The organism is Brevibacillus sp. AG162, assembly GCF_006715575.1.
Taxonomy (GTDB): Bacteria; Bacillota; Bacilli; order Brevibacillales; family Brevibacillaceae; genus Brevibacillus; species Brevibacillus brevis.
In genome coordinates this window covers 102,647-125,928 of sequence record NZ_VFNO01000003.1, presented here as the reverse complement: position 1 = coordinate 125,928, position 23,282 = coordinate 102,647, and the positions used below count along the sequence as shown (strand labels likewise).

Genomic DNA, 23,282 nt, shown 5'->3' with positions numbered 1-23,282 from the left:
TCTCCTATTTTCATTTATACGTGGTCGGTTTTTAGACTTCAAAAATAGATGGACCTGCGTTGAAGTAACGTGCTTCAGGATGAGCAAATACCATCGCCGATACGGAAGCTTCTGGCTCCATCATGAAGCCCTCTGTCAACTGAACGCCGATATCCTCTGGACGCAACAGACGGAACAACTGCGCCTGATCCTCCAGATTCGGGCAAGCAGGGTAGCCGAAGGAGACACGAATGCCCTGATATCTAGCACCGAAGCGCTCGAGCATCGTCATCTCAACCGGATCCGGTATGCCCCACACGTCTCGCATGACGTGGTGAATTCGCTCTGCAAATGCCTCTGCCAGCTCCAATGCCAAGGCTTGGAGGACATGAGAGCGCAAGTAGTCACCACGCTCTTTGAGCTCTGTAGATTTTTCGCGTATCCCTCCCCCAGCCGTTACGGTCAGGAATCCGACATAATCCATTTCCTTGCTCTCCACTGGTCGCAAGAAGTCGGACAGGCAAAGATGAGGTTCTTCCAGCTGACGCGGGAACGAAAAGCGCTCCAGCAGCTTGCTGTGGTCTTTTGGATCATAGACCAAAATATCGTTGCCATCTGACTGAGCCGGGAAGAACTGATACACACCGTGTGTCGTAATGGTTCCTTTTTGCTTCGCTTCATTTAATAGCTCTTCCACAATGCCGTACAGTTCCAGTACCTTCTCGTCGCCTGCCTCGATCAATTTATCTACATTTCCGCGAACACCGAGGTGTTTCCCAAGGAGCATCCGCAAGTTCAAATACGGTTGCAGATGGCTGAGCGGGTATTGTCGCAGTACATGTCGTTCACAATCGGGCGGCAGATGGATCGGAACCGTTCTGCTGATGGCTGAGCGCGCTGGCAAAGGTGCTTTTTTCTCCTCGACAACAGGCTGAGCCGTTGCGACTGCTTCCAGCAGATGCTGCTGTTCCTCTACCAAGCGATCACGTTCTTCCGGATTTTGCAGACGATTCACGAGCTCCAGACCATCCATGGCGTCTTTTGCGTATAAAACAATTCCGCGGTATTCCGGTGCGATCCGGTTCGATGTGAACTTGCGCGTCAACGCCGCACCGCCAACCATCATTGGAATATCAATGCCTGCATCACGCAGGTCTTGTGCTGTAATGACCATTTGCTGCGCGGATTTTACCAAGAGTCCAGACAAACCGATGGCATCCGGCTTTTCTTCTCTGCATGCGGCAATCAGTTGCTCTGGCGGTACCTTGATCCCCAGGTTCACGACATTGTAGCCGTTGTTTGACAAAATAATTTCCACGAGGTTTTTTCCGATGTCGTGCACATCGCCTTTGACGGTCGCCAGCAAGATTTTCCCCTTGGCAGCGGCATCGCTTTTTTCCATGAATGGCTCTAAAAACGATACGGATGCCTTCATAACTTCCGCGCTCTGCAATACTTCTGCCACGATCAGCTGGTTGCCGTTGAACAAGCGACCGACCTCTTCCATCCCTGTCATCAGCGGACCGTTGATGATCTCGAGCGGTGTGTATTTATCCAGAGCCAGCTTCAGGTCTTCCACCAGACCATCCTTGGAGCCTTCGACTACATAACGAGCCAAGCGTTCTTCGAGCGTTAACGAGGAGACTTCCACGCGGACTTCCTTTTTCTTTTGGCGATAAAATTCGGTGAAGGCCGCCAATGTCTCATCATTTGTCTCGAATAGTAGGGCTTCTGCCAGCTTTCTCTCGTTTTCTGGAATCGAAGCGTAGCGCTCCAGCTTTTCCGTGTTGACGATGGCGTAATCAAGCCCTGCGAGAGTGGTGTGGTACAAGAAGACCGCATTCAGCACTTCCCGACCCGCAGGAGGCAAGCCGAAGGAAACGTTACTGACACCCAGGATCGTCTTGCAAGCAGGCATCGCCTGTTTGATCAAACGAATGCCTTCTACCGTTTCCTTTGCAGAGCCAATGTATTGTTCATCCCCTGTCCCTACTGGAAAGACGAGTGGATCGAAAATAATATCCTGTGGCTTAATTCCATACTGGTTGACGAGAATGTCGTATGAGCGCTGCGCGACCTCCAGCTTCTTTTCGCGAGTGACAGCCATACCCGCTTCCTCGATCGTTCCGACGACAACAGCGGCACCGAATTTGTGAATAAGCGGCGCCACTTCCTCAAAACGCTCCAACCCGTCTTCCAGGTTGATCGAGTTGAGAATGGCCTTCCCTTGCGAATAGCGAAGTCCCAGCTCCATGACCTTGGCATCTGTCGAGTCGATCATGAGGGGCGCTTTTACTTTTTTCACGATGAACTGTAGGAATTTTTCCATATCTTCGTATTCATCACGGTCGGGGTCAGCCAAGCATATATCGATGACATGTGCGCCGCGCTTCACTTGGGCCCGGGCAATATCAGATGCTTCTTCATAGTGACCAGCTGCAATCAGATCACGGAATTTTTTGGAACCGATGACATTGGTCCTCTCCCCTACCAGCAGGGGACGATTATCATCTTCGACGTAAACGACCTCAATCCCGGAGACCGCGCTCAGCGGTTCTACATCTGCACTGCGCGGCTTGCAGTCTTTCAAGGCTTCTGCCATCGCTTGAATATGGGCTGGTGTTGTTCCACAGCAACCGCCAGCGACGTTTATCCAGCCCTGTTCAGCGAACGCCCGCATTTTCGAAGCGAGTCCCTGTGGCGTTTCATGGTAATGGCCGTTCTCGTCTGGCAAGCCTGCGTTCGGATAACAGCTGACCGCACATTGGGCTATTCCAGACAGTGTCCGCAGATGATCACGCATGAACTCTGGTCCTGTCGCACAATTCAGACCAATAGAGACTGGCTTTATATGCTCCAAGGAGATGTAAAACGCCTCGATGTTTTGGCCCGCCAGCGTTGTGCCCATCGGCTCAATCGTACCTGACAGCATCATGGGGAGCTCCTGCCCAAGCTCTTCAAAAGCTTTGCGAATCCCGATTCCGCCAGCCTTGACGTTCAACGTATCTTGCGAGGTTTCCAAAAGAAGAACATCGGAGCCACCGATAATCAGACCTTTTGCCTGACGATAATACGCCTCGACCAGTTCTTCGAAAGTGACACCGCCTGTCAACGAAAGGGTTTTGGTCGTCGGTCCCATTGCACCTGCTACATAACGCGGCCACTCCTCCGTGGAATAGGCATCCACCGCTTCTCTGGCCAAGCGAGCTGCCGCTATATTGATCTCAAGGTCTTTCTCTGGCACATCGTACTCGGCCAAAACGATGGAAGCAGCACCAAACGTATTTGTCTCGACGATGTCTGCGCCCGCCTCTAAATATTTCTCGTGAATCGAACGGATCACATCTGGTCTTGTCAGGTTCAGAAGTTCATTACAGCCATCATAGGCTTCACCGCCGAAATCATCGGCAGTCAGGTTCGCCTGTTGAAGCATGGTGCCCATTGCACCGTCCAGAATCAGAATTTTCCGGGAAAGCTGTTCGCGAAAAGTTGGTTTCATTGACGTGCCCCTTTTCTCCCTTGCATCGGCTTATTCTCCGTAATTGGGTAAACAAAAAAATCCTCTTCTTTGAAAGAAGAGGATTTGTCAGCAGATACGTTAACGCCTGAGACATCCTCTTATCTTTCAAAGCACGTAGCTTTGCTGGAATTGGCACCGGATTTTTACCGGTTGCCGAGGCTTCATCAGGCCAGTCCCTCTGCCTCTCTGGATAAGAGTCGTACACTTGTCATTTAGTTGTTTTACGAAATGTCTTGAATGTTTGCAAGTATCTTAACACCCCCTTTGTCTCCCCGTCAATTGTGAATTGTCTATTTTTTGCTGAACCTCTTCTCTTTCGCGCCCATTTTTGTCTAAGCTGGGCATCCGCCCAGTCCAATATCGGCATTCGTGTATAGACTGGAGTATAACGGAAAGGAGGGGAAACAAAGATGAGTACATCTTACTGCGGAAACGGATTCTTCGGTGACTGCTTCGCAATCGTGCTCGTGCTGTTTATCCTGTTGGTAATTATTGGGTGTTCGTGTGACGACTGTTAGATAAGTGTGTAAAAAAGGCTATCCCAAAAGCCATGAGGAATGGCTGCGGGATAGCCTTTTTTTCTTGTTATTTGGTGATGATCTTGCCTGTCACGGCATCCAGAGTAATATATTTAAGCGCCAGCTTTTCGTCACTCCACGGCACATACGCCAGCTTTGGTTGAGATAATTTTCGCCCATCCACATCTTTCATCAAATAGACCAGCTTCAAAGGCATGACGCGTAAATACACTTCAACAGCCTTGTCTTTCGAAACGATCTGGTCGGATGCTGGAAGCTCCACCACCTTGTGTGTCTCTCTGTAGTTGTGAAACATTGTCACTTTGCCAGAAGACGGATCGACTGTTACCGAATAAGCCGCTTTTTGCGCTCGATCCTGTACAGGAATGCCATCCTTGCTGATGAAATATCTGAATTCCCATTCGCCCGATGACACAGGATTCGCTTCGCCTGGCTGTATAACTTGTGCCAACTGCACTTCTTTTACGCCTGGATCGACGTATTTATGCAGAAAGGCGAGTGCAGCCTCTTCCGCTTGCTCGCGTTTGACTGTCACTGCTGTATTAGAACGCGGTGTTCCCAGCCCGACGACACTGCCTGTTTCTGCAAGGACTTCTACGCCGATATACTTGTCATTTTTATCATTCCAGACGTATTCCTTGCGTCCGTCACTGTTACTCTCACTCTCTCTATAGGTCGAGTCATCCACTTGTATGCCGAATTCCGCTTGCAGCAGTGCTTTTGCCTCATCCTTGGAGCGAACCTTGACGTATTCCTTTGGAGATTCGATCGGATGTGCTTCCTTCGTATTCAACTGATCATAAGCAAGCCCGTTATCTCCCGTTCCATACACAATCTTGCCATTGGTCGCGTCGATATGCCACTCCGTACCATCTTCACGTCCTCTTTGCATGAAGGAAACAGCGGGTGTGTACTCCAGAATAGGTTGCCATTTCTCCCCTTGTTTTGATTCTGACCGTATTCTCGGGTTCTGCACGTATCGAAGCTTCATATGCTCACTCAGCTCTTTGATGGCTTCCTCTTCTGACACAGCAGTCGATACATCCGGGTACTGCGACGGCTCGAATGTTTCGGGCTCCATCCTGAAATATTGGACGTGGCCAGAGTCAGTTGTTATTATGCTAATTTCATCAGACAACACTGGCAGTTCGTTATGATAGCGCAGATACACCCCTGGATCGTTGGCGTCCAATAACCGATAGTTATCACTATCCGCACCGAGCAGTTTGTTCAGGAACTGTCGCTCTTGCTGCAAGGCTTTTTCTCCTTCTGCTTCTTTCCGGCTCGCTGCTTCCTTTTCATCCCTATTCAAAAGCCTATACGATTCCAGTGCTTGACCATTTCCATAGATCACAAGAGAAACCTGATGCCCCTCCTTGTTCGTTTTCCCCAAGATGAATGACATGCCATCGTGGTTCTTTTCTTTATCCAAAAGAAGAAGGGATGGGCTCAAATCGGGCATGGCATCTGTCAGCTTGGTGAAAAAGGCTTGTTCGCTCTTGTTCAATCGCCCGAAAAACGCGATTTGCTCACGTTCGTCAATTCCAACCGACAATACGTCGAACGGAACGGGCTGGCCGTTTTCCATACGTTGATAATTCACGCTCATCCATGGGCCTTTTACCCTATACTCGTCGGTATAGATCTGAGTCTCGACGTACTGATAGGACTTGCTTCCCTCCCCAAGGAAAGCTTGTAAAAATGCGTTTGCTGCATTCTCCGCAGTCTTGGCTGATGGCAATTTCCCTTCCTTCTGTTCTCCCCGATCACCATTGATTGTAAAGCTCTCAATTTGTCCTGTCTGTATATCATAAGCAACATTGGCACGAGCATTATCGCCTTCCAGTAACATGAGGTCACTGATTCCATGGCTTGTACGATCCACTCTTATTCTCATGTTGCTCAAAGCTGGAATCGCCTTTTTCAATGGTAAAATAGCCTCTTCCGGCGAAACCTTTACGCTGCTCTGATTGGCCTCTGTATTCTTTTTATCCGTTGCAGTTGTTGCCACCGCATTCGTTCCATTTTTCCCACTCGGCATCTGTGGAAACCAACCTTGTTGATGCAAGCCCACAGCTGTTACCGCCAAGCACGCAGCCAGCGATCCAGCCATAAATAATCTGTTTCGATTCTTGTGTTTATTCTGTGCAATCGCACCTCTGATCCGGAATTCCATCTCCTTTGTAAACCTCACTTCCTCCACCGATTCCTCACTTGCACTTCGTACCGCTTCACGCATTTGCTTATCTACGTCCATTCCAATCCCTCCTTTTCACACAATGCCTTAAAATGTTTTCGGGCCCGGGACAATTGGGTTCGTACGGCATCTTCTGAAATATCCAACACTTGCGCAATCTCTTTTATCGACAAATCTTCATAGTAATGAAGTACCATGACTTTTCGGTACAGCGGCGAGAGCTTCATCACCTGCTCCGCTACTTGTACCTTGCTCATTCGTCCGATGACTGCCGATTCAACGTTTGACTTGTCTACTTTTTCCGGTGGTGCTTCCTCTTTGGAGAGGTATGTAGAAAAAATTTGGCGAAAGGACCACGAACGCAAATATTTGCGGGACTCGTTGATCGCGATTCGATAAAGCCACGTTTTCACACTGCTCTGATGGCGGAATTGATCTAGCCCCCGATATGCCTTTAGAAACACTTCCTGGGTAATGTCTTCTGCGATTCCCCGATCCTTGACGATCAGGTATGCGAGCTGCACGATGTTATCCCCATAGTCGTTCATTAGCCTTGTCAGCTTTTCTTCGTTGGTCAGTTTCAGCGTCCAGTCGGCTTCACTGCTTTTGGCACTTGCATTCACGCACTGTTCACCCCCTTGTTGTTCCTGATGTGATATGTATTTGATCCAGCTGGCTTGTTTTTGTGACAGGATTATCCAAAAGTTTTTTCTTTCTGCCCCTCTGCTGCACCCGGTTGCCCCACTTTCATTGTCAGCGCACACTGCTTTTGCTATCATGAGGCTTATTGTAGAGCGAAAGGAACGAGATGACATGGATGCCTTGCAAGCACGTGAAAAAGACAAATTTCTGTCCTGTTTGGAGACCATAAAAGAACTATCCAAATCCGATTTTGAAACCTATTCCATCGTTAAGAATACCGAAACCGGGGAACATTATCTCCACTATTTTTTGTCCCACATTAACTTGTCCGAGGGAGGCAGAAGAGACGATTACGATCACTTCCTGCCAATTGAATCCGACGATATTTTAGGGATCATGTTTGGCGAACAGCCGTATCAGTTCCCGGAAAACTGGCGCTCCGCTTATTTGCGCAGTGGGAATGACAATCGATTGATCCCCTTCGATCCATCGGAAAATTACGATCTGGACGAGGCCGCTGCTGCCGAGCTGGCCATGCTCGAAAAGCTGGAACAGTACAAAGAGCAAATGATGAACGCAGATAACCTCAGCGCGGAAGAAAGAGAAGAGCTGACCAAGCAATATTTCGCGGAATTAGATAAGATTTTAAAAAAACCTTGATCGAGGCACTCTTGCATCCTGACGGTATAAACAGCTATAATTCTAGAGAAACAAATGAATCGTTGATGAGGAAAGTACTCCTTGTGCGAGGACGAAAGCGAGTCGGGGACGGTGTGAGCCCGATGCCAAGCCATGTGAGGAAGCGCCCCTCGGAGATGCGACCTGAACATCCAATGAGCCATCATGGGCAACGGATCGTGTAGGGCTATGCCGGGACTGCCCGTTACAGCAGATCAAGCGGTTTTTGCCTTCCAGTTTCATGGGAGGGAAAAACAACAAGAGTGGCACCGCGGGAGTATAACCTCTCGTCTCTTTTTCACAGGAGACGTAGAGGTTTTTTTATTTGAAAGGGGTAGAAATTTAGATGAGCTACAAACACCAAGTCGCTGAAAAGATTGCCGCTGCGCTCTCCTCGATGGGCGTAGACACACTGACAAAAGAAGCCGTATACGGCATGCTGGAAACCCCACCAAACCCTGCAATGGGCGATGTTGCTTTCCCTTGCTTCCAATTGGCAAAAGCGTTACGCAAAGCCCCACCGATGATCGCAGCTGAGCTGGCTGGACAGCTCTTTGGTGCACCCTTCCGCGAATCGCAAGCAGTTGGTCCGTACGTGAACCTGTTCCTGGATCAAGAAAATGTGGCAGAGCAAGTAATCGGAACCATCCTAACCCAAGGCAGCACATACGGAAGCAGCAGCATCGGTCAAGGACGCAAAGTACCAATTGACCTCTCCTCTCCGAATATCGCGAAGCCATTTTCCATGGGTCATCTGCGCTCTACTGTAATCGGAAACGCGATTGCCAATATCATGGAAAAGCAAGGCTACGAGCCAGTGCGCATCAATCACTTGGGTGACTGGGGAACGCAGTTCGGTAAACTAATCGTTGCGTATCGCCTCTGGGGTGACGAAGCAAAGGTAAAAGCAGAACCGATCAAGGAGCTGCTCAGCCTCTACGTACGCTTCCACGAAGAAGTCGAGAACGATCCTACTCTGGAAGACCAAGGCCGTGAATGGTTCAAAAAGCTCGAGGATGGCGACGAAGAAGCACAACACCTGTGGAAATGGTTCCGTGATGAATCCCTCAAGGAATTCATGAAGATCTACGACCTGATGAACGTAGCCTTCGACTCCACCCACGGTGAAGCATTCTACAACGACAAAATGGATCGCGTGGTTACGTTGCTCGAGGAAAAAGGTCTCTTGACTGAATCCGACGGTGCGATGGTTGTGAATCTCGATGAATACAACATGCCGCCATGCCTGATCAAAAAATCAGACGGCGCTACCCTGTACGCAACGCGTGATTTGGCTGCTGCCCTCTTCCGCCACGAATCATACGATTTTGCAAAAGCACTCTATGTCGTAGGAAACGAGCAACGCCTCCACTTCCAGCAGCTCTATAAAGTGTTGGAAAAAATGGGCTATGCGTGGTCCGCGAATATGCACCACATCCCATTCGGCATGATGCTCAAGGACGGCAAGAAAATGTCCACGCGTAAAGGGAAAGTTGTTCTCTTGGAAGAAGTGTTGGCACAAGCCATTTCTGATGTCCAAAAAGTCATCGAAGAGAAAAACCCTACGCTGTCCAATAAAGAAGAAGTGGCTCGTCAAGTCGGGGTAGGCGCAGTTATTTTCCATGACTTGAAAAACTTCCGCCTCAATGATGTCAACTTCTCCTGGGAAGAGATGCTGACCTTCGAAGGGGAAACGGGACCATACGTGCAATACGCACACGCACGTGCATGCTCGCTGCTGCGCAGAGGTGGCTACCAGCCAGCAACGACGGCGAACCTGGCTTCCGGTGCGCTCGACAGCAAAGAGGCTTGGGCAGTGATTACCCTCTTGAACGCGTTCCCAGAGGTAATCGAACGTGCTGCCGATAACTTCGATCCGTCGCAAATCGGCAAGTATGTAATCGACTTGGCGCAAACGTTCAACAAGTTCTATGCCAATGTACGCATCCTGGCTGAGGAAGAAGATGTGAAAGCATCCCGTCTCCAGCTCGTAGCAGCAGTCGTTGCTGTGCTGAAGGAAGGTCTGCGTCTGCTCGGTCTGGCTGCTCCAGAAGAAATGTAAGAAAGAATACGAAAAGCCGGTTGCCTTCCTCGTTGGGGAAGCGCCGGCTTTTTTGATTGTCCCGTGTCATCCTCAATCATCTGTGAGATAATGGAGCGATGGCAGATGAAAGAGGTGAGCAACGATGGGAAGAAGTGTACATTTCGGCAAGACGGATTTTACCTTGCGTCTCACTGGCTTGCATACGTTCTTAGCCTTGAAGAGCACGATCACGTTACCGTATCAATCGATCAAGCATGTTGAGGTCGGTTCTTTTGTTCCGCCAAAATGGATGTTGCGCATGCCTGGGACGTCTCTTTCACCTTTGAACATATATGAAGGAAGCTTTCAGTATAAAAATGAATGGTACTTCCTTTCTTTTACCCAGACTGATTCGTTGTTGATTCTAGAAGTAGAGGGTCATGTCAAATATCAGCATGTGATTGTACAGCTGGAAAACCCAACAGAAGTAGCGGCCACATTGAGAAAATACGTACGTCAACAAAAGGCCCCCTGATAAGCGATCACGCTTTCATGGCAAGAAGCCCCGACCTATCAACGTTCGGGGCTTTTTCATTTGCACATGTGTAGTTTACATCGTCAAATTTTCATAAATCACTGACATTCCCATGCCACCTGCCATGCATAGCGTCACCATGCCATACTTCTCGCGTCTGCGCATCATTTCGTTCATCAACGTCACAGTCAGTTTGGCACCAGTGGCTCCCACAGGGTGACCCAAGGCAATCGCGCCTCCATTGACATTCACCTTGCTCGTATCCAACTCCAGGCATTTGATCACAGACAAAGCCTGGGCGGCAAATGCCTCGTTCAATTCGATGAGTCCAATGTCCCCCTCCGTCAATCCCGCTTTCTCCAGTACCTTTTTTGTGGCGGGAACTGGTCCGATCCCCATCACGTCAGGTTCGACTCCTGCGCTGGCAAAAGCCTTAATTTTCACGAGCGGAGTTAAACCCGCTTCCTCCGCCTTTTCACGAGACATCATCAATACAGCGGCTGCGCCGTCATTCATCGGACACGCATTTCCGGCAGTGATGGTCCCTTCTTTTTGAAAAACACTTTTCAGCTTGGCGAGTTCCTCCAGCTTGATATCGTGGCGCACGGATTCATCCTGCGCAAAAACGCGGGTACCTTTACGATCCTTGATTTCAATCGGTACGATCTCACTCTCGAATGTGCCCGCTTCCATTGCTGCTGCTGCTCTTACGTGGCTCTCGTAGGCAAAATGATCCTGCTCCTCACGGGAAATACCGTACTGTACAGCCAGCCGTTCTGCGGTCATCCCCATATGCTCACCCGTCAGCGAGCAGATCAAGCCATCGGACAAGAGCGCGTCCTCCATGGACAAATTGCCGAATTTGCTGCCCCAGCGGTTCTTCACGAGGTAGGGAACACTGCTCATGGACTCCACTCCCCCCGCAATCACCACGTCTTCTTGACCTGCTGCTATGGCTAGCGCACCGTTGCCAATCGCCTTCAATCCTGAACCACACGCTTTGATGACGATGTGACCATAGACATTGCGTGGAAATCCCGCCAGCTGCGAGCTGATTCGAGCAGCATTGAGTCCTCCCCCATGTACGTACCCATTGCCAAAAATCACTTCATTGACTTGCTCCTTCGGCAAATCAACCTTATTCATCAAGCCTTCCAATACTTGCCGTCCCAGCTCTGTTGCCGGTACGTCACGCAGGCTTTTTCCAAATGCACCCACTGCACTGCGCACACCCGCGACAATGACCACGTCTCTCATGCCCCAGCTCCCTTTCGTTTTTACGCCATTACAGTACACGGTTCAAAAATTCTCTCGTGCGCTCTTCTTTCGGGTTGTTGAAAATTTCTTGGGGTCTAGCCATCTCGATAATCTTGCCTTGATTCATAAACGCCACCCAATCCGCCACTTCCTTGGCAAACCCCATTTCGTGCGTCACGATAATCATCGTCATTCCTTCTTGCGCAAGCTGCTTCATTGTCTCCAGCACTTCCCCTACCAGCTCTGGGTCAAGCGCTGAGGTTGGCTCGTCGAAGAGCATGATCTCCGGTTTCATCGCCAATGAACGAGCAATTGCCACACGTTGCTTTTGTCCACCGGAGAGGCTGGACGGATAGGCGTCCGCTTTTTCAGAAAGACCTACCTTTTGCAGCAGCCGGAGCGCTTCCTGCTTCGTTTCTTCCTTGTCCGCTTTCTTCGCAATCAGCGGTGCCTCCATGATGTTTTCCAGTACCGTTTTATGCGGAAACAGATTGAAGTGCTGGAACACCATGCCTACCTTTTGCCGTACTTTGGTCAAGTCATCCTTTTTCGGGTCGATGCTTTTCCCTTCGATATAGATCTCTCCGCCGTCCTTGATCTCCAGAAAATTAATGCATCGGATCAGTGTGCTTTTCCCCGATCCACTGGCACCGATCAAGACGACAACCTCGCCCTTTCCGACTTGCAGGGTAACATCCTTGAGAACTTCCACTTTTCCGAAGCTTTTCTTCAAATTTTGCACGCGTATCATTTCTCTTTGCTTATCCATCGTCTTTCCCCTCCGCTTTACGCCTCTCCTTTGGCCAGACGCTTCTCCATGATGTGGACCACATACGTAAACGCCATGACAATCACCAAGTAATAGAGCGCCACAATCAAAAAGTACGTCATTTCATCAAAGGTTTCCGCAGACAAGCGGCGGGCCAGTGAGAACAACTCATCCATGGCAATGAAAGCGGCCAAAGACGATTCCTTCAAGGACAAAATAAACTGGTTGCCAAGCGGCGGGATCGATCGTTTCATCGCTTGCGGCAAAATGATCCGACGCATGGTCTGACGGGCGGACATGCCCAAAGACAGCCCTGCCTCCATTTGTCCTTTATCAATCGACTGAATAGCGCCCCGGAAAATCTCTGCGATATAGGCTCCGCTGTGAATTGCCAGAGCGAGCGCTGCCGACCAAAATTGACCGAGGTCAATGATTTTGTAAAAGCCGAAATACAAGACGAAAATCTGCACGATCAACGGCGTACCGCGAATGATCATGATGTAGGCATTGGCTACGAAACGTGCAATGGGAAGCTTGGATACCTTTAACAAGGCAACAAACAATCCGATAATTGATCCTACGATAACGGAAGCAACCGTCAGCTGAAACGTCAGCAGCAACGGCTTCCAAAAAAACGGCAATGTCCGGAAAAACTCTTCTGTCAGATGGGCAAAACTGGGCACTTGATGCCACCCCTCACTCGTAATGGAATTTATCTGTCAAACCAACTCACTATTCAGCTTTGCTAATGTCGCGATTAAAGTACTTTTCGCTCAATTTCACGTAGGTTCCATCTTCCATCATTTGCTTGAGGACTTCGTTGATCTTGTTCAGCAATTCCGTATTTCCTTTGCGCACTGCGATTCCATGCTTGACTTCCGAGAGTGGCGACCCGCTTTTCTTGAGCTTCAAGCCTTGCGCAATGGCAATCTCCCCTACGACGCTGTCTGTAATCACGACATCGTGTTTTCCCTGCTCCAAGGCACGCAGAGCCGTTACATCGCTGTCATACGTTTTGATGTTATCCGTATACTCCCGTGCCATCTTTTCGTGTGTAGTGCCGAGTGCGACTGCCACTTCCTTGCCTTTTAATCCTTCCAGCGTGCTAATAGTCCCATCCGGGCGAACGAAGAGCTGACCACCGGACAAGTAGTACGGGTCGGCGAAGTCAACCTGCTGCTTCCGCTCTTCTGTAATCGCATGGCTGGCAATCGCCGCATCGTAGCGTCCTTCCTTTACCCCTGCGATAATGCCGGAAAAAGGCGACGTGACTGGCTTTGGCTCAAGCCCCAAGCGCTTGGCGATCTCATTGCCGATCTCGACATCAAATCCGGTCAATTGACCATCCTTGAAGTAGCTGAATGGCTGATATTCACCGGAAGCCGCGTATACAAATACGCCTGCCTCTTTTGTCATGGACGATGCATTTCCAGCAGTAGCCCCACCCGCTTGACCTCCCGCACTGTTATTAGAAGCGCCTTGGCTACATCCGCTTACTAGTAGTGACAACGAAAATACGACTCCTGCGATTGTTTGGATTGTTTTTTTCATGTGTTCCATCCCCCAATTCTCTATGTTCGCGCTTACATTTTTCATTACTCTACGATTTGTAAATTTTCTGAAATCATCAGAGGTGCCCCGGTATTCGTAATGACATTTTCCAAGGTGTATGGGTACATTACCTCTGTCAAAAGCAAGCCTCTTTGTGTGACCTCGATAACGGCCCTCTCGGTGATAATGAGATCGACGCAGCCCTTCGCCGTCAGCGGCAATGTACACTCCCTGCGAATTTTTGGCTCGCCTGCCTGATTGACATGACTCATGAGCACGATTACTTTCTTGGCGTAATAAGCCAGCTCCGCTCCTCCGCCAATTCCATGAACACGTGAGCCAGGAACAATCCAGTTTGCCAGATCTCCTCGGCGATTCACCTGCAAAGCCCCGATAAACGCTGCATCCAGCTTTCTTCTTCGGATCATGCCATACGCTATGCTGCTGTCGAAGTACGATGCCCCCGGTACAACGGTAACAGGTGCTCCACCTGCATTGGAAATATGCTGGTCCTCTTCTCCCTTTAACGGCGTAGGTCCGACTCCCAGGATTCCATTCACCGAGTGAAACATGACTTGCCATTCATGCGGGATAAAATCAGCGACGAGCTCAGGTATCCCGATGCCCAAGTTCACCGCCATTCCGGGAGCGACCTCTTTGGCTGCACGCCACGCAACCATATTTCGCTGATCCATTTCCAACCCCATTAGCTGTTTCCTCCGCCACGAACCACGATATAATCCACAAAAATGCCAGGCGTCACGATTTTATCCGGGTCCAGCTCTCCTGCGGGAACGATCTCCTCCACCTCAGCGATCGTGATATCTGCGGCCATCGCTACGAGCGGATTCAGATTTCTTGCCGCCTTGTCATAAATGAGATTCCCGTAGGTGTCCGCCTGTTTCGCATAGACGATCCCTACCTCCGCTGTAAGGGCGGCTTCAATCTGACAAGTTCTTCCGGCAAAGGCAAACGGCTCTGCTCCTTCCATTCGCTCTCCTCCCACATGCGCGTCCACAACGATTCCTGGAATACCAACACCTCCTGCCCGAATCTTTTCTGCGAAAATTCCTTGTGGACAGAATGTCACTTCCAGCTTTCCGTCCATCATCTGTTGACCGGCATCGGGATTGGAGCCAATATGTGTAGTAATCAGCTGCCTCACCCGTCCATGACTGATCAGCTTTCCGATTCCGATTTCCGGATACCCCGCATCAATTCCGATGAGTGTCAAGCTTTGCACGCCTTTGTGCAAGATCGCATCAATCAAGTGTGCCGGGGAGCCAATCGTGCCGAATCCGCCATACATCAGCCGGGTGCCATCCAGAACATGCTCCACTGCTTGTTCGTGCGTCACCAGTTTTGATAACATCGCATGCATTTCCTTATCTCTTATTCTTGGGTAAATCGCTTACGTCCAACTATGTAGTAATAGCAACTCTTGTGCCAAGCCTCAAAACGGCAAGAATACGCAATCAAGCGAAAAGCAATTCCTTATTGCTGAGTCGAAGTAGACTCACATTTGAATCGAAAAGTAGGAAAAGTCTAACTTTTCGCTTGAATCTATTTCGACTCAACTATTTTTAATTTCGATTCACTATACAACGATCAATTTGATCTTGTACAATCAGTTGAAAAACCGGGGAGCTACTCAACATGGAAAAAGCTGCGGAGATACTAGCACTGTCTTCTGTTGATCGTTTTATTGACATCCTGAACACACTTGCAGATGGCATATTCATTGCTGATGCGCAGGGAACTACTTTATGGTTAAACAATGCCAGTGAAAACCTGTGTGGTCTACCAAAAGCCGAACTCATCGGTCAAAACGTATCCGACCTCGAAGAAATGGGGATTTTCAGTCCTTCTGTCACCCGCTTGGTTTTGGAAACGGGAAAACCGACCACAACCATTCAGCTCGTCAATAATAAGGGGAAATTTCTGGTGACCGGACATATCATCCCGGATGAGGATGGGAGACCAGAGCTGATCGTTTCCCACTCACGGGATATTACGGAGGCAGCCCGTGCCAGTTCGCAACTGGAAGAGACGGTCGCTTTGCTAAAGCGGTACAGCGAAGAAATCCAGCTCATGAAGTGGGAAGCGAGCCAGAGCTCCTCCCAAACCTTGATTGGCAACAGCCGTTCCTATCTCGCCCTGTTGGAGTTAATGAAAAAAGCAGCACCTGTCGACACGACCGTGTTTATTACAGGTGAAACAGGCGTAGGAAAAAGCTATCTTGCGGAGCAAATCCACCAATTGAGCGAACGAAGCAGCGGGCCGTTCGTCCACGTCAACTGTAGCGCCATTCCCGAAACCTTGATCGAGTCAGAGCTGTTCGGCTACCACAAAGGGGCCTTTACGGGGGCGAGTCACTCGGGGAAAATCGGATTAGTGAAAATGGCGGACAAAGGGACGCTTTTCTTGGATGAAATCAGCGAGCTTCCCTATCACTTGCAATCGAAATTATTGCTGCTCCTGCAAAACAAAACGTTTATGCCGATCGGCGGCACGAAAACATACACAGCTGACATTCGCATCATTACGGCAACCAATGCCAACCTCCAGGAGCTCGTACGGTTGGGCAAATTCAGACACGACCTGTACTATCGCCTTAATATTTTACCAATCAATGTTCCGCCATTGCGGGAGAGAAAGGACGATATTTTCCCGTTACTGCACCACAATCTACAACGATTCAATAGCAAGCATAACCAGAAACGACGTTTTTCCCCGGAAGCGCTGGATGTTTTGCATCAATACGAATGGCCTGGAAATGTGCGGGAGTTGGAAAATTTGGTAGAGAGGATTGTCATCACGTCGAAGCTGGATGAAATCCAAGTCAGTGATTTGCCAGAAGAGCTGCGGAGTATTCGTGAGCTGGAGGACGGTATTCTCTCGCTTGGTTCTCTTTCTCTTACAGAGCGGATGGAGAAAATCGAGATGGAATTTATTTTGCAAGCATTGCGCACGCATAAAACGACTCGCAAAACAGCAGCGGCCCTCGGCATAACCCAGTCCCTGCTTATGCGGCGGATTAAAAAGTATGGGATTCAGCTGGATTCTGAGGACGAGTGAGTCGGCATAGTGGAGGAGAAGAAAAAGCGCAGTTCTCTTCGACTCTGACACGCCCGCAAGAGGTATTGGCTGTCCGTCTCCACTTCAAAAAGGGGACCGTCGAGCCAAAGCCACCCTACGGGCGGATGCTTCTCAGGGAAGAAGTGTTCGACAAGCGTGGTCCCCTTTTTGAAGTTCCGACTGGGTAGGCGTTGTCAAGGTCTACGAGTCCTGCGCTTTTTCTTCTCACCAGCTTTTTTTGTTCATCGGTACCTTTTAAAAAGATCATCCTAATCTATTCAGATTGGTATATCAAAAAAGGAGCGCTACCTCGCAGCGCTCCTTTTCTTTCTTGAATTATTCCTCAATTTTTTTCGCTTTTTTGCCAAACCACGTATTTGCAACCAGCTCGACTACTTGCTTCGGCAATGATTGCGGTGCTTGTATTTCCGTTCCAGCCTTGTCCACTGTGCGATACAGCAAAGCCTTGTCATCTGCTGGGTCAGACATGGTTTGCAGTGTCCATTCGCCGATTTGTCCGGCGTTTGTCCACTCCTCGATCATCAGCTGATATTCCCCCGGAGCCAGCTCGATGTAATCCTCGTCTGTCACATCCACAATCGCATATCCATCATGCTCGATTTCAGCATCGTATGTATTTCCGTTCGCCGCTTCGTACAGAGCGAGCTCCTCCGGGTTATTCAAGTTTTCTGTAAGATGAGTAAAATCCGCAATTGTCACCTTAATACGCTTTTTCATAGGTACCCCTCCCGTGTTGAACACATCATTTCACACTCTACCACAACATGGTCAGCCCTGCCAATTGTCTCGAAGCAGACGAACATGTTTGATCTCTTCGCTATGTCCCCCTTCTGAGCCTCTCGCCGTTTCCAGAACGATGGGAAGTCCTTGCAATTCAGGTGTTTGCAAAAAAGCGGCAATGGCTGCATCACCGATCATCCCTTTTCCGATGGAGGCATGCCGGTCTCGAAAGGAACCACTCGGATAAACGGAATCGTTCAGATGAACGGCACGCAAGCTCGTAAAATAATCGAGCTCTCGCATCCGATCGGCTACTTCTCCCCAATCATTCCCTTTCCACAATCCGCTGGCAAATGCATGACACGTATCCAGGCAAAAGCCTACCTTCTGTGGCTCAGCAAATAATTGTCGAACCTGCGTAAGCTCTTCGAGTGTCGTGCCCATGCGGTTGCCTTGTCCGGCATTGTTTTCGATTAACAGCTGGGCTTTTCCATTCCAGCCATCCAATATTTGATTGACCATCTGGATCATGATTTTGTAACCGGTAAGGACATCAGCACCTTTATACTGGCCAAAATGAACGACCACGCCCAACGCTCCACAAGCTTCGGCAATTTCGAGGTCATTTCGTACGGAGCCCACTGTGACGGCGAATAGCTCCTGCTCCTCGACGCAAAGATTCACCGGGTATGGCGTATGAGCGATCGACAGCATGCCGTTTTGCTGACAAAAAGCGCGACACCGTTCTGCATCCCGGGCATCGAATTGCTTAACACCTAAGCTTCGCGGGTTTTTCGGGAAAAATTGAAAGGATAACGCTCCTTCTTTGTATGCAGTTCTCGCCGCCTCCTCGTATCCATGACGAATACTGACATGACAGCCGATATGCAAAGTAATCCCTCCCTTCCTCGCTTCCTATTACTTTTCCCTCTGTCCCTTCTTCTCAATCGAACACTTGCGCTTCTCTGTCAGATCGAATAAACTAAAACCAAACCGAACGTTCAGTCTAGAAGAAGGAGCATTTATCAAATGTCAAAGCGTCGTCTCGATGGGGAGAAAACCAAACAACATATCGTAGAGAAAGCCACCGAGTTATTTTCTCAGAAAGGCTATTCAGCCACTTCCATTGAGGACATTTGCCAAGCAACTGGAGCGAGTAAGGGCAGCCTCTATTACCACTTCAAAAACAAGGAGCAGTTGTTCCTGTATTTGCTTGAAAAGCAGTACAACGAATGGGTAGATCTGTGGCAGGAAAAAGAAAAAGAATACGAGACATCCATCGATAAACTGTACGGCTTAGCTGCTTTTTTCTTGGAGGATTTTTTGTCCCACCCTCTAAAAAAAGCAGGCGAAGAGTTCTCCGGCAGCCAGCTCGCCGATCCAGTCATTTTGGAACAAGTGCTGGAAATGCTCGGCTCCACCTATACCCTCTATACTTCGCTCTTCCAAGAAGGAATCGACCGAGGCGAATTCGCCCCATGCGATCCCGAAGAAATGGCGATGATACTGGAAGGTCTTATGAACGGAATCATTAACGTAGGTTATCAGATGGAAGACGAGCGTCTTCATGCTCTGTTGAAAAGGAGCATTGACGTTTTGCTGCATGGCATTATTGCCAAGTAGCATTTTTTTCACCTTTAATTAGACCGGACGTTCGGTACAAATTTTTCGGGAGTGAAATGACCTATGAAAGGTCTTTGGGGAAACAAAGTTTTTCTCACCGTTTTTATTACGGATACATTAGAAAATATCGGTATATGGATTCGTAACATGGCCTTGCTCTACTATGTGATGGAGACGAGCGGCAACAATCCGACCGCCGTATCGCTCTTGACTGCTATCGAACTTGCGCCGATCTTGGTTTTTTCAATCATTGGCGGGGCGCTGGCTGATCGCTGGAATCCGAAGCGAACGATGATAGCCGGGAACCTGTTAAGCGCTCTCTCTGTTCTGGTTATCGTGTATTTGCTCTGGCAAGGGATGTGGGTCGCTGTATTCTTTGCGACATTTATCTCAGCTGTCGTGTCGCAGTTCTCCCAGCCTTCGTCTGCCAAGATGATGAAGCGTCATGTTCCTGATGAGCATGTTGCAGCAGCTGTGTCTATTTCACAAAGTACGGGTTCTATTTTTCTACTGGTTGGCCCGATTGTCGGTACTTTCTTCTTTGAACATTGGGGCATCTACCCTTCCCTGTTAACGATGGCCGGCCTGTTCTTCGTCTCGGCACTGATTCTCTTGACACTTCCCCCTTCAACTGCCAGTACAACAGAAGAAGGCGGAACTCTCCTTTCTGAGATTAAAGCAGGCTTCTCCTATGTAAAAAAGCGACCTGCCTTGAGCGGAGTAGCGATTACCTTTGCATGTTTGGGGTTATCCTCGGGGTTTATTAATTCGCTAGAGGTATTCGTCGTCACGGATCGTCTTTTACTCTCCAAAGAAGCCATTCAATGGTTTACTGCTTTAGACGGATTGGGGATGCTGTTAGGCGGCATTTTGGCTTCCATTTACCTCGATCGCCTGAATGGTCGCTGGGTTATTACAGGTGGATTAATCTTCTTCGCTCTCTCCGTCGCCGTAGAAGTTCTCTCTGTATGGGTATACGTAACCGCAGCGATGCGCTTTTTCACCGGAATTGGAATGGCATTTTTACAGATCGTGATCAGTACGTTCATGATCAAGCTCGTTGATGAAGCGTTCATCGGACGGGTGAATGGAACGATTTCACCGCTCATGATCGGACTCATGATGGTCGGTTCTTTTTTGGCAGGTCCACTCATGCAGATAACTTCGTTGATCACGGTTTTTCTGATAGCATCCGTAATCATTTTGCTCGCTGCATGGGGATGTGCACGAATCAAGTGGGATTCGCCAGAGGTTGCACAAGTTGGGGCTAACCATCTGCTCGAACACAAACAAGCGCAACCTTTATCTTGAGGGAGCTCAATCAAGAAAAAGCTGTCCACCAAGCGGACAGCTTTTTCTGGCAAAATGCTATGTTTTCACAATCAGGAGTGGTGTTTTCGTACGATGAATCGTTTTAAATGTAACACTGCCAAGCAGCGTGCCTGCAACTGCACCTTGGCCATGATGACCGAGCACAACCAGTCCAGCATCGATTTCTTCAGCCGTCTGGCGGATCACAGTAGCTGGATCTCCAACCACGACCTTGCTCTCAAAAGGAAGCGATGCAGCTTCAAGCATCTCCTCGCAAGGTTTTAACGTTTCACGTCCCCAACCTTCGAGTGTATTCATGTTATCCCAGCCTACGCCATATACACCTGCGTATGTGACTGGTGGGATGACAACGGACAGCAGCGTATACGATACATCCGGGAGGTGTTGACCCATCTCGATGGCTTTTTTCGCAGCTTCCATCGAATGGTCGGAGCCATCTACTGCAATGAGTACTTTATTCCAAGGGAAGCGGCTCTCATCTGTCTCCTCCGCAATGAGGAATACTGGGACTTTGACATCGTGGAGTGTCGGATAGCTGACGCTCTGCAACAGGAAGCCTGTGATGCGACCGTAGCCATGTGTTCCCATTACGATGGCGGCATAGTCATTCGCCGCGTGCTTCGCAATGACTTCATGCGGCTCTCCGAACTCAATCTCCAGTTCATACGTGATACCGGCTTCTTCAACGATCGACAGGAATTTTTTCAGGTCTTCTCTTGCTTCATCCAATTGATAATCTTCTACGACATCTCGTCCCAACCTTCTGACAACATTGCGTGAAGGGAACGGCGAAATGGCATGAAGCAATGTGATATCATGCTTATTTTTGGCGTAGGCCAGCGCGAAGCGGACCGCCTGAATGGACTGCGCGGAGAAATCAACAGGGACTAGAATACGGGACATAATGACACGTCCTTCCTCTTTTTCATCTGGCAAATGTGGTAAAGCTCTATGTATCCATCTGCCTTGAGTCCATTGTAGCCCTGTGAGCCCTACGTGTATGTAGGGGTTTTCCCTGATCTTGGTAGGGATATTCCCTGATAGGGAGTCTTATTCTTTCAATGCCCTAGTCCATGACAGCTGTGATAAAAATAGTAGGCTTTTCACTCAAATCAATGTCCGTGATCTCATGATCATCCACCATCCGCCGATTCGCCTGCTGGTCTCTTCGAATGACCCGAACGACTGGACGCGAAGGCAAGCCTCTGTTTTGATCAATGATCACACCGATTTCTCCTGTCGAGAGTTTCAGCGAGGTTCCTGTCGGGTACATGGCAATCGAGCGCAAAAAATGAATGACCATTTTATGATCAAAGCGTTTCTCCGCGAGTCCCATAACTTTTTCGCAAGCCTCATACGCAGGCAACGTCTCTTCTTCCTCTGAAAAAGGCGAGATGAGATTATCATAGTAGTTACAAATCGCAACAATCTTGGCGAAATCATGAATCTCATCGCCAGTCAGTCCTCGTGGCTGCCCACTGCCATCCACCCATTCATGATGCTGCAAAGGAACGTGTGCGGAGACAATGCTCATCTCATGTTTTTTTCGCAACAGATCAAAGCCCAGCCACGTATGATGATTGGTTTTGCTGTTCTTTTTGTAGGCTGGTGCTTCCTTGTCGACTGACAGCTTTCCAATGTCATGCAAAAGGGCTCCGATGGCGAGCTCTTTTAATTGAGCCGTATTATAGCCTAATCCTACGCCCATTACTGTCGCCATCATGCACACATTCAAAGAATGAATGTACATCGCGTTGTCGCTCGTGCGAATTTCTCCCAGATTCAAGAGCACGCGACGATTTTTCAAGGTTTCGTCGATGATACTTCCCACTGATTTTTGAATGCCGCGGACATCAAAATTTTTTCCAGACTGCACACACGAAATCGCTTGTGACAGATTGCGGATTGCGTCCTTCCGTGTGGTATCCGTGACGACCTCCTGCTCTTTCACTTCATCGAGCAGCGGGTCTTTGATGCTTAACATCGTGACGCCAAACCGACGCAATTTATTAATCATTCCGACAGTCAGCTGGACACCTGCATGCAAGAGCGTCAAGCCCTCACTTGTATAAATGCTTCGAGCCAAAACGTCTCCTGGCTCTACTAGGTCTACATTCACATATTTCATGGGGTCTTTCCTCCTGATTCCATCCTCCCCTGATGCTTCTTCCCTATCTTCGCTTTGGAAAAACCTGTTTCACATGTTTTTGCCGAAAAAACATCCGCGGGACAGATGTCTCCTCAATTTTCAGCTGTTGCTGCCAAGACCAAGCCATGTACAAAGCCCAGAAAATTGGGTACGAGCATCCTGGTAGCCTTGTCTGTAATAATGCTCGAGCTTCTCTTCCTGTCGTTCAAAACCTCGTAGAAAGGTATCTACTGGAGGTGCGATGACAAACGCTCTGCCTTCCTTCTGCATCTCTTTGACCTGCTCGATAGCCTCGTAATAGATGCGAAAATGACGAATGAATGCTTGGCACAGGCGCGTACTTCTGCAAAAAAGACGCTCGACACGCGAAAGCTTGCGCATCCACTCACCAGGAGGACAAGAAGAAGTAAGCACAATAATATGCTTTTGATTGTCATCAAGCATGGACTTCATGAAAGGTACCGGGTGTGCGATTCCTCCATCCCATAGCTTACGTCCGTTGATCGTAACCTTCGGTGATAGAAACGGCAGACTGCACGAAGCCCGAATCACTTGAAAAATATCCTCACAGTCGTCTTTCTCAAAGTAAACGGCTTCCCCTGTCGCGCAATCCGTCGTGACGACGAGCTACCTCCTCCCTGCAAAACGAGCCCGACCTTTTCCATACCA

General features: G+C 49.1%; 21 protein-coding genes and 1 riboswitch. Of the genes, 7 read left to right on the top strand and 14 right to left on the bottom strand.

Going from position 1 to position 23,282, the window contains the following annotated elements:
* Positions 1-31: 31 nt before the first annotated feature.
* On the bottom strand, positions 32-3,478 hold the full coding sequence (gene metH, locus FB479_RS10415) for a methionine synthase (protein ID WP_142064867.1): 3,447 nt from the start codon (positions 3,476-3,478) through the stop codon (positions 32-34).
* 116 nt (positions 3,479-3,594) lie between these two features.
* A riboswitch (SAM riboswitch) is annotated at positions 3,595-3,696 on the bottom strand.
* Between the two features lie 213 nt (positions 3,697-3,909).
* On the opposite strand from metH, the gene FB479_RS10410 reads away from it, so the two are divergent.
* Positions 3,910-4,017, top strand: coding sequence for a YjcZ family sporulation protein (locus tag FB479_RS10410; RefSeq protein ID WP_083995026.1), 108 nt, complete (start codon positions 3,910-3,912; stop codon positions 4,015-4,017).
* Between the two features lie 67 nt (positions 4,018-4,084).
* On the opposite strand, the gene FB479_RS10405 is transcribed toward FB479_RS10410, so the two are convergent.
* The gene (locus tag FB479_RS10405) at positions 4,085-6,295 is read right to left on the bottom strand and encodes a YcdB/YcdC domain-containing protein (RefSeq protein WP_142064864.1); all 2,211 of its coding nucleotides are present in this window, start codon (positions 6,293-6,295) and stop codon (positions 4,085-4,087) included.
* Positions 6,286-6,858, bottom strand: a complete 573-nt coding sequence (locus FB479_RS10400) for a sigma-70 family RNA polymerase sigma factor (protein WP_142064861.1) — start codon at positions 6,856-6,858, stop codon at positions 6,286-6,288. Before FB479_RS10400 ends, FB479_RS10405 begins: the two co-directional genes overlap by 10 nt.
* Positions 6,859-7,048: 190 nt before the next feature.
* On the opposite strand from FB479_RS10400, the gene FB479_RS10395 reads away from it, so the two are divergent.
* The 3 genes from FB479_RS10395 (at position 7,049) to FB479_RS10380 (ending at position 10,113) form a co-directional block, all read left to right on the top strand.
* Positions 7,049-7,537, top strand: a complete 489-nt coding sequence (locus tag FB479_RS10395) for a hypothetical protein (RefSeq protein WP_106653145.1) — start codon at positions 7,049-7,051, stop codon at positions 7,535-7,537.
* A gap of 364 nt (positions 7,538-7,901) precedes the next feature.
* Complete coding sequence (gene argS, locus FB479_RS10385) at positions 7,902-9,617, top strand: arginine--tRNA ligase (protein ID WP_142064858.1); 1,716 nt, start codon at positions 7,902-7,904, stop codon at positions 9,615-9,617.
* 124 nt (positions 9,618-9,741) lie between these two features.
* Positions 9,742-10,113: a hypothetical protein gene (locus FB479_RS10380; RefSeq protein WP_142064855.1), complete on the top strand. Its 372-nt coding sequence runs from the start codon at positions 9,742-9,744 to the stop codon at positions 10,111-10,113.
* A gap of 75 nt (positions 10,114-10,188) precedes the next feature.
* On the opposite strand, the gene FB479_RS10375 is transcribed toward FB479_RS10380, so the two are convergent.
* The 6 genes from FB479_RS10375 to FB479_RS10350 are packed head-to-tail and all read right to left on the bottom strand — an operon-like array spanning position 10,189 to position 15,062.
* Entirely contained in the window at positions 10,189-11,370 is a 1,182-nt protein-coding gene (locus FB479_RS10375; protein WP_142064852.1) for a thiolase family protein, read from the bottom strand.
* 28 nt (positions 11,371-11,398) lie between these two features.
* Positions 11,399-12,139, bottom strand: coding sequence for an amino acid ABC transporter ATP-binding protein (locus FB479_RS10370; RefSeq protein WP_142064849.1), 741 nt, complete (start codon positions 12,137-12,139; stop codon positions 11,399-11,401).
* A 17-nt stretch (positions 12,140-12,156) separates the two neighbouring features.
* Positions 12,157-12,822, bottom strand: a complete 666-nt coding sequence (locus FB479_RS10365) for an amino acid ABC transporter permease (protein ID WP_106652805.1) — start codon at positions 12,820-12,822, stop codon at positions 12,157-12,159.
* Between the two features lie 49 nt (positions 12,823-12,871).
* Complete coding sequence (locus tag FB479_RS10360; protein ID WP_106652804.1) at positions 12,872-13,690, bottom strand: ABC transporter substrate-binding protein; 819 nt, start codon at positions 13,688-13,690, stop codon at positions 12,872-12,874.
* A gap of 44 nt (positions 13,691-13,734) precedes the next feature.
* A complete protein-coding gene (locus FB479_RS10355; RefSeq protein ID WP_142064844.1) occupies positions 13,735-14,397 on the bottom strand; it encodes a 3-oxoacid CoA-transferase subunit B in 663 nt (220 codons plus the stop codon).
* The gene (locus FB479_RS10350) at positions 14,397-15,062 is read right to left on the bottom strand and encodes a CoA transferase subunit A (protein WP_142064841.1); all 666 of its coding nucleotides are present in this window, start codon (positions 15,060-15,062) and stop codon (positions 14,397-14,399) included. Before FB479_RS10350 ends, FB479_RS10355 begins: the two co-directional genes overlap by 1 nt.
* A 284-nt stretch (positions 15,063-15,346) precedes the next feature.
* On the opposite strand from FB479_RS10350, the gene FB479_RS10345 reads away from it, so the two are divergent.
* Positions 15,347-16,768 (top strand): sigma-54 interaction domain-containing protein, encoded by a 1,422-nt coding sequence (locus FB479_RS10345; RefSeq protein WP_142064838.1) that lies wholly within the window; start codon positions 15,347-15,349, stop codon positions 16,766-16,768.
* Positions 16,769-17,104: 336 nt separating this feature from the next.
* Here the strand turns inward: FB479_RS10345 and FB479_RS10335 are convergent, their stop codons facing one another.
* Positions 17,105-17,506 (bottom strand): hypothetical protein, encoded by a 402-nt coding sequence (locus tag FB479_RS10335; protein WP_017247868.1) that lies wholly within the window; start codon positions 17,504-17,506, stop codon positions 17,105-17,107.
* Positions 17,507-17,557: 51 nt separating this feature from the next.
* The gene (locus tag FB479_RS10330; RefSeq protein ID WP_142064830.1) at positions 17,558-18,400 is read right to left on the bottom strand and encodes a deoxyribonuclease IV; all 843 of its coding nucleotides are present in this window, start codon (positions 18,398-18,400) and stop codon (positions 17,558-17,560) included.
* A 138-nt stretch (positions 18,401-18,538) separates the two neighbouring features.
* On the opposite strand from FB479_RS10330, the gene FB479_RS10325 reads away from it, so the two are divergent.
* Together FB479_RS10325 and FB479_RS10320 are read left to right on the top strand one after the other, a co-directional pair.
* Positions 18,539-19,132: a TetR/AcrR family transcriptional regulator gene (locus tag FB479_RS10325; RefSeq protein WP_142064827.1), complete on the top strand. Its 594-nt coding sequence runs from the start codon at positions 18,539-18,541 to the stop codon at positions 19,130-19,132.
* A 63-nt stretch (positions 19,133-19,195) separates the two neighbouring features.
* The gene (locus FB479_RS10320) at positions 19,196-20,443 is read left to right on the top strand and encodes an MFS transporter (RefSeq protein WP_106652798.1); all 1,248 of its coding nucleotides are present in this window, start codon (positions 19,196-19,198) and stop codon (positions 20,441-20,443) included.
* A 57-nt stretch (positions 20,444-20,500) separates the two neighbouring features.
* Here FB479_RS10320 and FB479_RS10315 read toward each other — a convergent pair whose 3' ends face one another.
* The 3 genes from FB479_RS10315 to FB479_RS10305 form a co-directional block, all read right to left on the bottom strand.
* Positions 20,501-21,367, bottom strand: coding sequence for a universal stress protein (locus FB479_RS10315; protein ID WP_106653143.1), 867 nt, complete (start codon positions 21,365-21,367; stop codon positions 20,501-20,503).
* 163 nt (positions 21,368-21,530) lie between these two features.
* Positions 21,531-22,592 (bottom strand): HD-GYP domain-containing protein, encoded by a 1,062-nt coding sequence (locus FB479_RS10310; RefSeq protein ID WP_142064824.1) that lies wholly within the window; start codon positions 22,590-22,592, stop codon positions 21,531-21,533.
* A 120-nt stretch (positions 22,593-22,712) separates the two neighbouring features.
* Positions 22,713-23,165, bottom strand: a complete 453-nt coding sequence (locus FB479_RS10305) for a DUF6363 domain-containing protein (protein WP_255438351.1) — start codon at positions 23,163-23,165, stop codon at positions 22,713-22,715.
* Positions 23,166-23,282 lie beyond the last annotated feature (117 nt).

What these genes read in the sequence shown, in the direction of transcription:
- FB479_RS10370 (WP_142064849.1), bottom strand. Translation starts at nt 12,139, where the DNA reads ATGGATAAGCAAAGAGAAATGATACGCGTGCAAAATTTGAAGAAAAGC.
- FB479_RS10315 (WP_106653143.1), bottom strand. Translation starts at nt 21,367, where the DNA reads ATGTCCCGTATTCTAGTCCCTGTTGATTTCTCCGCGCAGTCCATTCAG.
- FB479_RS10380 (WP_142064855.1), top strand. Translation starts at nt 9,742, where the DNA reads ATGGGAAGAAGTGTACATTTCGGCAAGACGGATTTTACCTTGCGTCTC.
- FB479_RS10395 (WP_106653145.1), top strand. Translation starts at nt 7,049, where the DNA reads ATGGATGCCTTGCAAGCACGTGAAAAAGACAAATTTCTGTCCTGTTTG.
- FB479_RS10325 (WP_142064827.1), top strand. Translation starts at nt 18,539, where the DNA reads ATGTCAAAGCGTCGTCTCGATGGGGAGAAAACCAAACAACATATCGTA.
- FB479_RS10310 (WP_142064824.1), bottom strand. Translation starts at nt 22,592, where the DNA reads ATGAAATATGTGAATGTAGACCTAGTAGAGCCAGGAGACGTTTTGGCT.
- FB479_RS10405 (WP_142064864.1), bottom strand. Translation starts at nt 6,295, where the DNA reads ATGGACGTAGATAAGCAAATGCGTGAAGCGGTACGAAGTGCAAGTGAG.
- FB479_RS10410 (WP_083995026.1), top strand. Translation starts at nt 3,910, where the DNA reads ATGAGTACATCTTACTGCGGAAACGGATTCTTCGGTGACTGCTTCGCA.
- FB479_RS10345 (WP_142064838.1), top strand. Translation starts at nt 15,347, where the DNA reads ATGGAAAAAGCTGCGGAGATACTAGCACTGTCTTCTGTTGATCGTTTT.
- FB479_RS10375 (WP_142064852.1), bottom strand. Translation starts at nt 11,370, where the DNA reads ATGAGAGACGTGGTCATTGTCGCGGGTGTGCGCAGTGCAGTGGGTGCA.
- metH (WP_142064867.1), bottom strand. Translation starts at nt 3,478, where the DNA reads ATGAAACCAACTTTTCGCGAACAGCTTTCCCGGAAAATTCTGATTCTG.
- FB479_RS10355 (WP_142064844.1), bottom strand. Translation starts at nt 14,397, where the DNA reads ATGGGGTTGGAAATGGATCAGCGAAATATGGTTGCGTGGCGTGCAGCC.
- FB479_RS10360 (WP_106652804.1), bottom strand. Translation starts at nt 13,690, where the DNA reads ATGAAAAAAACAATCCAAACAATCGCAGGAGTCGTATTTTCGTTGTCA.
- FB479_RS10320 (WP_106652798.1), top strand. Translation starts at nt 19,196, where the DNA reads ATGAAAGGTCTTTGGGGAAACAAAGTTTTTCTCACCGTTTTTATTACG.
- FB479_RS10335 (WP_017247868.1), bottom strand. Translation starts at nt 17,506, where the DNA reads ATGAAAAAGCGTATTAAGGTGACAATTGCGGATTTTACTCATCTTACA.
- FB479_RS10350 (WP_142064841.1), bottom strand. Translation starts at nt 15,062, where the DNA reads ATGTTATCAAAACTGGTGACGCACGAACAAGCAGTGGAGCATGTTCTG.
- argS (WP_142064858.1), top strand. Translation starts at nt 7,902, where the DNA reads ATGAGCTACAAACACCAAGTCGCTGAAAAGATTGCCGCTGCGCTCTCC.